Source organism: Stenotrophomonas sp. GD03777 (assembly GCF_029842485.1).
In the GTDB taxonomy this organism is placed as follows: Bacteria; Pseudomonadota; Gammaproteobacteria; order Xanthomonadales; family Xanthomonadaceae; genus Stenotrophomonas; species Stenotrophomonas sepilia.
Genome location: NZ_JAOCGL010000127.1, coordinates 1 through 9,640 on the forward strand (window position 1 = coordinate 1; position 9,640 = coordinate 9,640).

At 66.8% G+C, this 9,640-nt stretch carries 8 protein-coding genes; 2 read left to right on the forward strand and 6 right to left on the reverse strand.

Features of this window, described 5'->3' with window-relative positions:
* Nucleotides 1–122: 122 nt before the first annotated feature.
* The gene (locus N5E02_RS18570; protein ID WP_005418854.1) at nucleotides 123–1,106 is read right to left on the reverse strand and encodes a LysR family transcriptional regulator; all 984 of its coding nucleotides are present in this window, start codon (nucleotides 1,104–1,106) and stop codon (nucleotides 123–125) included.
* 209 nt (nucleotides 1,107–1,315) lie between these two features.
* Here N5E02_RS18570 and cysK point away from each other — a divergent pair, with 209 nt between their 5' ends.
* On the forward strand, nucleotides 1,316–2,275 hold the full coding sequence (cysK, locus tag N5E02_RS18575) for a cysteine synthase A (RefSeq protein WP_061479314.1): 960 nt from the start codon (nucleotides 1,316–1,318) through the stop codon (nucleotides 2,273–2,275).
* Nucleotides 2,276–2,485: 210 nt separating this feature from the next.
* Nucleotides 2,486–3,085 carry an O-acetyl-ADP-ribose deacetylase gene (locus N5E02_RS18580; RefSeq protein ID WP_111201764.1) on the forward strand — a complete coding sequence of 200 codons (600 nt, stop codon included), beginning with the start codon at nucleotides 2,486–2,488 and terminating at the stop codon, nucleotides 3,083–3,085.
* A 92-nt stretch (nucleotides 3,086–3,177) separates the two neighbouring features.
* On the opposite strand, the gene N5E02_RS18585 is transcribed toward N5E02_RS18580, so the two are convergent.
* The 5 genes from N5E02_RS18585 to N5E02_RS18605 form a co-directional block, all read right to left on the reverse strand.
* Nucleotides 3,178–4,320 carry a hypothetical protein gene (locus N5E02_RS18585; RefSeq protein WP_005418859.1) on the reverse strand — a complete coding sequence of 381 codons (1,143 nt, stop codon included), beginning with the start codon at nucleotides 4,318–4,320 and terminating at the stop codon, nucleotides 3,178–3,180.
* 129 nt (nucleotides 4,321–4,449) lie between these two features.
* Nucleotides 4,450–5,454: a class I fructose-bisphosphate aldolase gene (locus tag N5E02_RS18590; RefSeq protein ID WP_005418861.1), complete on the reverse strand. Its 1,005-nt coding sequence runs from the start codon at nucleotides 5,452–5,454 to the stop codon at nucleotides 4,450–4,452.
* 196 nt (nucleotides 5,455–5,650) lie between these two features.
* Nucleotides 5,651–7,117 carry a pyruvate kinase gene (gene pyk, locus N5E02_RS18595; protein WP_005418863.1) on the reverse strand — a complete coding sequence of 489 codons (1,467 nt, stop codon included), beginning with the start codon at nucleotides 7,115–7,117 and terminating at the stop codon, nucleotides 5,651–5,653.
* A gap of 178 nt (nucleotides 7,118–7,295) precedes the next feature.
* Nucleotides 7,296–7,949, reverse strand: coding sequence for an HAD hydrolase-like protein (locus N5E02_RS18600; RefSeq protein WP_279946592.1), 654 nt, complete (start codon nucleotides 7,947–7,949; stop codon nucleotides 7,296–7,298).
* Nucleotides 7,946–9,121: a phosphoglycerate kinase gene (locus N5E02_RS18605; RefSeq protein ID WP_065185302.1), complete on the reverse strand. Its 1,176-nt coding sequence runs from the start codon at nucleotides 9,119–9,121 to the stop codon at nucleotides 7,946–7,948. Before N5E02_RS18605 ends, N5E02_RS18600 begins: the two co-directional genes overlap by 4 nt.
* Nucleotides 9,122–9,640: the final 519 nt, after the last annotated feature.

The window sequence follows — 9,640 nt, forward strand, 5'->3', positions numbered from 1 at the left end:
CCCCCCCCCCCCCCCCCCCCCCCCCCCCCCCCCCCCGCCCCACGGAAGCCAGCAGTTGCAGTTGCTTCGGCTTTTGCCTTTGATTCGGCAGGTGCAGGGCTGCACGCCCTGCTCGACCCACCTCACACCGTGATGGTCTGGGTCAGCGACTCCCAGGTCGGTGGCACCGGCCACGCTGCGGCCTGGTTTCCATCCAGCACCCGCCGCAGGTCGCGCGGATCAATCTGTGGGGCCAGCACGTGCACCAGCTCCAGCGCGTAATCACGCAGCACGCGGTCGCGCGGCAACACCGCCCAGGCGATGCACTCGCTGATCGGATCCGGCGCCGGCCACGACCTCAGGTCTTCGTCATTGGAACTGACCGCCATCTCGGCCAGCAGGCCTACGCCCAGGCCCGTGCGCACGTAGGTCTTGATCAGGTCGGCATCGAGCGCGGTCAGCGCCAGGTCGGGCACCAGCCCATTGGCGGCGAAGGCGCGTTGCAGGGAAGAGTTCGGTCGGGTCGAGGATTCGTAGCTGATCAACGGCTGGCGGGCCAGCGCGGCCAGGTCCGGTGCGCGGCCGGCGCGGTCCAACGGGTGGCCCTTGGGTACCACCACCAGGCGTCGCCAGCGGAACAGCGGCACTGCGATGCCATCGGTTGGCTCACCGCCTGCGGTGCTGATGATGGCGATATCGGCGTCACCCTGGTTCAAGCGGTCCAGCGCGTCGGTTTCACCGGCCTGCTGCAGGTGCACGCTGACCTGCGGATAGGCCTGCTTGATCGCCGCCACCGCCGGCGGCAACACGAAGCGCGCCTGGGTGTGCGTGGTGGTCAGGATCAGCTGGCCCTGGCTTTCGCGCCGCTGGTTTGCCGCGTACGTACGGATGTTGTTGGCTTCGGCCAGCACTGCGCGGGCACGCGCGATGACTTCGGTTCCGGCCGGGGTAACCGACTCCAGGCTGCGCCCCTTGCGCACGAACAGCAGGAAGCCGAGCTCGTCCTCCAGCTGCTTGAGCTGCTTGGACAGGCCGGGCTGGGTGGCGTGCACGCGCGAGGCGGCCAGCGTGATGTTCAGCTCGGCGTCGGCGATGGCTACCAGGTAGCGCAGCTGGGTCAGCGTCATGGGCAGGCAGGCGGCATGGGGCGGAAGTCCACTCTAGGGTCAATTGCCGTCACCAGCTTATAACCAAAGGTTGTTTAAGAAAGGTATCTGGTCATTTCCGGGCGTCATATGCCGGCGCTACGGTCAGCCGGCAGCCGCTGGCCTGAACGGCCAGCCCTCCCCCCTTCGCCCGCCGTGACCCGTCGCGGCCCCGTTTCCGGAGCGCTCCCATGGCCCTGTACGACTCCATCCTCGATACCGTCGGCAACACCCCCATCGTCAGGCTGCAGCGCCTGGCGCCGCCACAGGTCAGCGTCTACGCCAAGGTCGAGTCGTTCAACCCGGGCGGCTCGGTGAAGGACCGCCTGGCGCTGGCGATCATCCTCGATGCCGAAGCACGCGGCCTGCTCAAGCCGGGCGACACGATCGTGGAGGCCACCTCGGGCAACACCGGCGTGGCACTGGCGATGGTCGCCGCCGCGCGCGGCTACAAGTTCGTGGCCACCATGGTCGAAACCTTCTCGGTCGAGCGCCGCAAGCTGATGCGTGCCTACGGCGCCAAGGTGATCCTGACCCCGGCCGCCGAGCGCGGCAGCGGCATGGTGCGCAGGGCGGCCGAGCTGGCCGAGCAGCACGGCTGGTTCCTGGCCAGCCAGTTCGCCAACCCGGCCAACCCGGCGTATCACCGCAACACCACCGCTGCCGAGATCCTGCGCGACTTCGCCGGCAAGCGGCTGGACTACTTCGTCAGCGGCTGGGGCACCGGCGGCACGCTCACTGGCGTAGGCGAAGTGCTGAAGGTGGCACGCCCGCAGACCCGCATCATCGCCACCGAACCGGCCGGCGCCGCCCTGCTCAAGGGGGATGACTGGAAGCCGCACAAGATCCAGGGCTGGACCCCGGACTTCGTGCCGGACGTGCTCAACCGCGACGTGGTGGATGAACTGGTCTCGGTCGAAGACGATCGTGCAATCGCCACCGCGCGTCGCCTGGCCGCCGAGGAAGGCATCTTCGTCGGCATCTCCGCCGGCGCCACCGTGGCCAGCGCGCTGGACATCGCTGCCCGCGCTGAACCGGGCTCGGTGATCCTTGCGATGCTGCCGGACACCGGTGAACGTTACTTCTCCACGCCGCTGTTCGCCGATGTGAACGAAGGATCCGACGACGACTGGCTGGCCGGCCTGCCGTAACAGCAGGGGTCAGAGCCTTTTCCGTGCGGAAAAGGATCCGCCCCCTTCCCGCTTCAGCCTGCGTGAAGGCGTCGCCCGCCATCGTGCGCGAAGGCCGTTGGATCGCAGCGCGTGAGACGGTCATGACGCAGCATCGATGCCCTGTCCCCTACCGTGGGAACAGCCGGCGCAGATGCTGCGCGGATCACCTCACAGGCAGGAGACGGACGCATGAAGATCGAGGTTTGGCAGGGCGACATCACGACCCTGGCGGTGGATGCGATCGTCAACGCGGCCAATGAAACGCTGCTCGGTGGCGGCGGTGTCGACGGCGCGATCCATCGTGCGGCCGGGCCCGCCTTGCGGGCCGAATGCGAGCAGTTGCCGGAGCTGCGCCCGGGCGTGCGTTGCCCGACGGGTGAAGTGCGCGCCACCGGTGCCCATGCGTTGCCGGCGCGCCATGTACTGCACACGGTAGGCCCGGTCTGGCACGACGGCCAGCGCGATGAACCGGCGTTGCTGGCCAACTGCTACTGGAAGTCACTGCAGCTGGCCGAATCACTGGGCGTGCACTCCATCGCCTTCCCGGCGATCAGCTGCGGCGTGTATGGCTACCCGTTGTACCAGGCCGCGCAGATCGCGGTCACCGAAACACTGGCCTGGCAGCGCAGCCATGCGCAACCGATGCGCATCGTGCTGGTGGCGTTCAATACCGCGACGGCCAAGGCCTACCAGCAGGCGTTGAGCGCCGCCGGGCAAAGCGCGGACAGCGAACCGCACGGGTCGCTGCTGCCGCCGCTGGGGGATGCGGGCTTTGCCGCCGCGCACTGAACCGTGGTGCTTCAGGTAAAAGAAAAGGCCGGGCATTGCCCGGCCTTTTCCGTTGCAGCGTAGTGCTCTTCCACGCACGGCGTGGATCACACTCAGCGACTGGAGGCTTCCACCGCGGCGGCATCATCGGCCACGGCGGCTGCGTCGGCTGCGGCACGTGCCGCCGAGGCTGCGGCCCCGTCGGCGCTCGCGCCATCCACCTGCACGCGCACTTCCACCATGCCTGCGCCATTGTTCAGGCTGGACACATCGACGGTGTAGTGACCGGCCGGCAGGGTTTCTTCCAGGCGTGAATTGGTACCGTTGCCGCCGTCGTCGTCGGTCAGCTCGACATCGCCGCCAACCACGCGCAGCAGGGTATCGACCTGGCTGGAGATCGCATCCAGGCGCACATCGGCCGGGCGGTCCAGGGACAGCAGGAAGCGGCGGCGGCCATCGTTGTCGAGCATCGTGTACACGCTCCCCGACTTCGGCAGCGCCGTACCATCGCGCTCGACCAGATTGCCGGGCAGCTCGATGCGGGTGGCCGACAGGGTGAACATGCCGCTGACGCCGTCGCCCAGGCCACGCGCGGTCAGGGTGTACTTGCCCGGCTTCAGCGACAGGGTCAGGCGCGAGTTGGTGCTGTCACCGCCGTCGTCATTCTCGGCATCCACGCCTTGGCCCGACAGCTTCAGCACTGGATCGAAGACCTCCGACACCAGGCGGATCTCGTACAGGCCGGCCTTGTCCACCTGCAGGGTGTAGTCCTGGGAACCACCGGCCAGCATGTCGACGATCTCGCCGCTGCCCGCCAGCGGCTTGCCGTCGTACGGCACCAGCTTCTCGGCACGCAGGCGGTACGGACCATAGTCGGTCGAGCCGTTGGCGTTGACCGCCACCTGGTAGATGCCGCCACCGTTGGCACGGAAGGCCAGCGAGACGTCGCCTTCGCGCTCGTAGCCGGTGTTGCTGCTGGCCACCAGGCTGCCGTTGTTGAACACGGCAATCGAGCCACTCAACGAACCGGTCAGCTTCAGTCCGACCAGTTGCTTGTCTTCCAGCTTGATCTGGTAGAGCTGGTGGTGGCTGCCGTCGTTGTAGTTGATGCCGCTGCGCGAGGTGATCTCGCCGGATACCGGCTTGTCGAAATCGAGCGACGCGGCCTTGCCCGCATCCGCGCCGCCGCCGATGCGGTTGCAACCGCCGGCGACCAGGACCGTGGCTACGGCCAGTGTGATTGCTGCCAAACGCATGTTGTTTCTCCTTGGCCTTCCATGTGGTTCCCACGCACCGGCCAGGCGCATGGGGGCGGAAAAGATACCCGCAAAAGCAAACGCCGGCGTGATGCCGGCGCTGCCTTGTTCATCCAGCGATGGGACGGATCAACCGTTCCACTTGCCCAGCGCCGCCAGGCCGTTGTCCCTGGCGCGCTCGTACACGGTCTTCTGGGCAGCAGCGTAGTTGCCCTTCATGTCCTTGGCCCACAGCTTCAACGCGGCCTGCTGCATGGCGCGGCCGTAGGAGAAGCTCAGCGGCCACGGCAGGTTGCCCAGCTGGTTCATCGCGTTCAGGTGCTCGGTGGACTGCTCGTCGCTCTGGCCACCGGACAGGAACACGACGCCCGGCAGGATCGCCGGCACGGTGCTCTTCAGGCACATCACGGTCGACTCGGCCACTTCCTCGACGTCGGCCTGCTCATCGCAGCCCTTGCCGGAGATGACCATCGACGCCTTCAGGATGGTGCCTTCCAGCAGCACGTTCTGCTGATACAGGGCGTCGAACAGCGAACGCAGGGTGGCTTCGGTGACTTCGTAGCAGGTCTCGATGTCATGATCGCCGTCCATGATCACTTCCGGCTCGACCATCGGCACCAGGCCGCATTCCTGGCACAGCGCTGCATAGCGGGCCAGCGCATGGGCGTTGGATTCGATGCAGGTACCCGACGGGATGCTCTCGCCGATGTTGATGACTGCACGCCACTTGGCGAAGCGCGCGCCCAGCTTGTAGTACTCCTGCAGGCGCTCACGCAGGCCATCGAGGCCTTCGGTCACCAGCTCGCCCGGGCAGCCGGCCAGCGGGTGCGCACCCTTGTCCACCTTGATGCCCGGAATCATGCCGTGGTCGGCCATGTACTTGGCGAACGGCACGCCGTCCTTGGTCGACTGGCGGATGGTTTCGTCAAACAGGATGGCGCCGGAAATGTGCTCGTTGAGCTTCGGCGTGGTCAGCAGCAGCTCGCGGTAGGCGCGACGGTTCTCCTCGGTGTTCTCGATACCGACGCCGGCGAAACGCTTGGCGATGGTAGCGGTGGATTCGTCGATCGCGATGATGCCCTTGCCCGGGGCGACCATGGCCTGGGCGGTTTCAGCCAGCTGTTCGATGCTCATGTATTTCCTGTGGCGGGTGCGGGAAAAACACAAGTATAGCCCCGCGGCCCGTTGCCTCGCCGTGGAGGACAGGATGGAAACGCTTCCAATGTCCGCACCGGACACGCCGTGTCCTGCCGTCGGGGGTCAGGGCCCCTGCGGGATCTGACCCCGGGGTCGGATCCACAACGCGGCGCCGGCCCCAGGGCAGCACTACTTACAGGTCGCCCAGGCCGATGGCGCGGCCGTCCTCACCCACTTCCAGCAGGCGCAGGGTATTGGTGGCACCGTGGGTTTCCATGTGCTCGCCACTGGTGAACACGACGCGATCACCGGCCTGCAGCAGTTCCGATTCCACCAGCAGGCGGATGCTGCCGCGCGCGGCTTCACGCGGGGTCAGGCCGCGGCTGTCGAAGTTGATCGGGAACACATCGCGCATCAGCGCCATCTGCCGGCGCGCACCGTCATGGCGGGTCACCGCGAACACCGGCGCCTTGGCCCTGAAACGCGACAGGTAACGTGCGGTGCCACCGGATTCGGTCATCGCCACGATCGCGCGCACGCCCACGTGCTGCGACAGGAACATGGTGGCCATGGCAATCGCCTGGTCGGCACGTTCCAGGTTGCGCGGCGACGCGTTGAAGTCGGTCTCGGTCTGGAACTGGCGCTCGGCACCCAGGCAGATGCGTGCCATCGCCTCCACGGCCTTGACCGGGTAGGCGCCAGCGGCAGTTTCCGCCGACAGCATCACTGCGTCGGTGCCGTCGATGACCGAGTTGGCCACGTCCAGTACTTCGGCGCGGGTCGGGATCGGGCTTTCCACCATCGACTGCAGCATCTGCGTGGCGGTGATCACCACCTTGTTCTGCGCCAGCGAGGCCTTGATGATCTTCTTCTGCAGGCCCGGCAGCTCGGCATCGCCGATTTCCACGCCCAGGTCGCCACGGGCGACCATCACCACGTCGCTGGCCTCGACGATTTCTTCCAGGTTCTCGATTGCCTCGGTGCGCTCGATCTTCGACACCAGCGCGGCATCACAGCCGTGCGAACGGGCGATGTCGCGCGCATCGTTCATGTCCTGCGCATTGCGGCAGAACGACACGGCGATGAAGTCCACGCCAATCTTGGCAACGATGCCGATCAGCTCCTTGTCGCGCTCGGTCAGCGCACCCAGCGAGAGGCCGCCGCCCTGCTTGTTCAGGCCCTTGCGGTCGGACAACACACCATCGTTGAGCACGGTGTTGACGATACGGTCGCCCTGTACTTCCACCACCTGCAACTGCATCAGGCCGTCGTCGAGCAGCAGCACATCACCCGGGCCGACGTCCTGCGGCAGGCCGAGGTAGCTCACGCCCACCTCGCTGGCAGTGCCCGGGCCGGCGTTCTCGCTGGCGATCAGGTCGAAGCGGTCGCCCGCCTTCAGCTGCACCTTGCCTTCGGCGAAGCGCTCGATGCGGATCTTCGGGCCCGGCAGGTCGGCCAGGATGCCCACTTCCACGCCCACGCGGGCCGCAGCGGCACGCACTTCGGCGGCACGCTTGGCCTGGCCGGACGGATCGCCATGGCTGAAGTTCAGGCGCACCACGTTGACGCCGGCGCGGAACAGATCCTCCAGCACGCCCGGCGGGTCAGTGGCCGGACCGAGGGTGGCAAGGATCTTGGTGCGACGCTGACGCTCGAACATGGTGGATGGGCCTCTCCCGATAAAGAACGGAAATTAGCACATCCTTCACGCCGCATGTATACGGTTACAGCCTTGTGCCGCCTGACTTCGCGGGTCATGGAATGGACATCATCCGGACATACGCTGGCGCAGGGGGGCGGTTCTGTGGAGCCGAGCATGGGCTCGGCTCCACAGGAAGCTAGGCCAGCAGCGCTTCCAGCTGCGCCGGCTCACGTGCCAGCTGGCTGGCACCGGCTTCCGTCAATTCCGCCTCTCCGCCAAAGCCCCACAGCACGCCGACACTACGCAGGCCGTGGTGGCGCGCGCCTTCGATGTCCATGCGCCGGTCGCCGATCATCCAGCACTGTGCAGGCTGCACCTGCAGCCGGCGCAGTGCCTCGCCGACCAGTTCCGGCTTGTGGCTGCGCGAGCCATCCAGGGTTGAACCGACGATCTCCTCGAACAGCCCACCGAACGGCAGGTGGGCGAGGATGCGGCGCGCGTGCGGCTCGTTCTTGGCGGTGACCACCGCCAGCCGGTGTCCACGGCCATGCAGCGTGCGCAGCGTGCCTTCCACCTGCGGGTACACCTTGTGCTCGCGCCAGCCTTCGACGTCGAAGCGCTCCCGGTAGTAGCCCACAGCCTGTTCCACCCGCGCCGGTTCGACGAACAACGGCGCGAAGGTGGTGCGCAGCGAAGGACCGATCCAGCCCAGCAGGGTTTCCTGCGGCGGCACCGGATGGTCCATCTTCTGCAGCGCATAGGCGATGCAGGCGGTGATGCCCACCTGCGAATCGATCAGCGTGCCGTCAAGATCGAAGAACAGCACATCCTTGCCGCGCTCGGCGCTCATGCGCCGCGCGCGTCGAGTGCGGCGACAGCCGGCAGGGTCTTGCCTTCCAGGAATTCCAGGAACGCACCACCACCAGTGGAGATGTAGCTGACGTCGCCGGCGATATCGAACTTGTCGACTGCGGCCAGGGTGTCGCCACCGCCGGCGATGGAGAACGCCTTCGAGCTGGCGATCGCGCGGGCCAGCGCTTCGGTGCCCTTGCTGAAGGACTCGAACTCGAACACGCCGACCGGGCCGTTCCAGACCACGGTGCCGGCCTTCTCGATCAGCTGCGCGTACTGCGCGGCGGTCTGCGGGCCGATGTCCAGGATCAGGTCGTCTTCGGCAACGGCATCGACCGCCTTCACTTCCGCGGCAGCGTCGGGCAGGAACTGCTTGGCGGTGACCACGTCAACCGGCAGCGGAATGTCGGCGCCGCGTGCCTTGGCATCGGCCACGATCTTCTTCGCGGTATCCAGCAGGTCCGGCTCGTACAGGGACTTGCCGACGTTGTAGCCAGCTGCGGCGATGAAGGTGTTCGCGATACCGCCACCGACGATCAGCTGGTCGACCTTGCCAACCAGATTGGCCAGCAACTCCAGCTTGGTGCTGACCTTGCTGCCGGCGACGATGGCCAGCAGCGGCTTGGCCGGTGCATCCAGCGCCTGCGCCAGCGCGTCCAGCTCGGCCATCAGCAGCGGGCCACCGGCCGCGACCGGTGCGAAGCGGATGACACCATGGGTGGAGGCCTGCGCACGGTGCGCGGTACCGAAGGCATCCATCACGAACACGTCGCACAGGGCGGCGTACTTCTTCGACAGGGCCTCGTCGTCCTTGCCCTCGCCGACGTTCATGCGGCAGTTTTCCAGCAGCACCAGCTGGCCCGGCTGCACGTCGACGCCGTCGACCCAGTCGCGCACCAGTGGAACTTCGCGGCCCAGCAGCTCGGACAGGCGCTGGGCGACCGGTGCCAGCGAATCGGCCTCGCTCCACACGCCTTCCTTCGGGCGCCCCAGGTGCGAGGTGACCATCACCGCCGCGCCCTGCTCCAGCGCGCGCTTGAGCGTCGGCAGCGAAGCGGTGATGCGCTGTTCGGAGGTGATGCGGCCATTCTCGATCGGCACGTTCAGATCCTGGCGGATCAGCACGCGCTTGCCGGAGAGGTCGAGGTCGGTCATGCGGACAATGGACATGGGCAACTCTTTGGCTCGGGGACGGGATGCCGGTCTGCGGCAGACGGCCATTGTATCGGGTGCGGCTGGTGGGAGGGCCGATGCCTGCGGCAGGCAGAGGCGCAGGGCAAATGCAACAGCAACAGCAACGGCCAAAGCGCTGGCGCTTCGTGGTGCTGTGAGTGGGCCGGGGTGGTGTGGGCTGGCAGGGGACGCCGTGAATCCATCCCTGGAGGCTTGGCAGCCGCATCCATGCGGCTGACACCCCTGCCAGCCCACACCGCCCCGGCCTCGACAGGCACCTGAGGTGATGCAGATGGCAAAGGCAAAAGCGGTTTCTGGTGTCGGAGAAAAATGTAGAGCCGAGCCCGTGCTCGGCTGGGTCTATCGCGAACAGCAGCCGAGCATGGGCTCGGCTCTACAAAGAGCGCCCTGCCAAGCAGCTTTTGCTCTCCTTTTTTTCTTTCCGTGGGTGGACGCACACGGAAATTGTCAGAGGCCGGGCGGGGTGGGTTCGCGGGGGTGCCAGCCGCATGGATG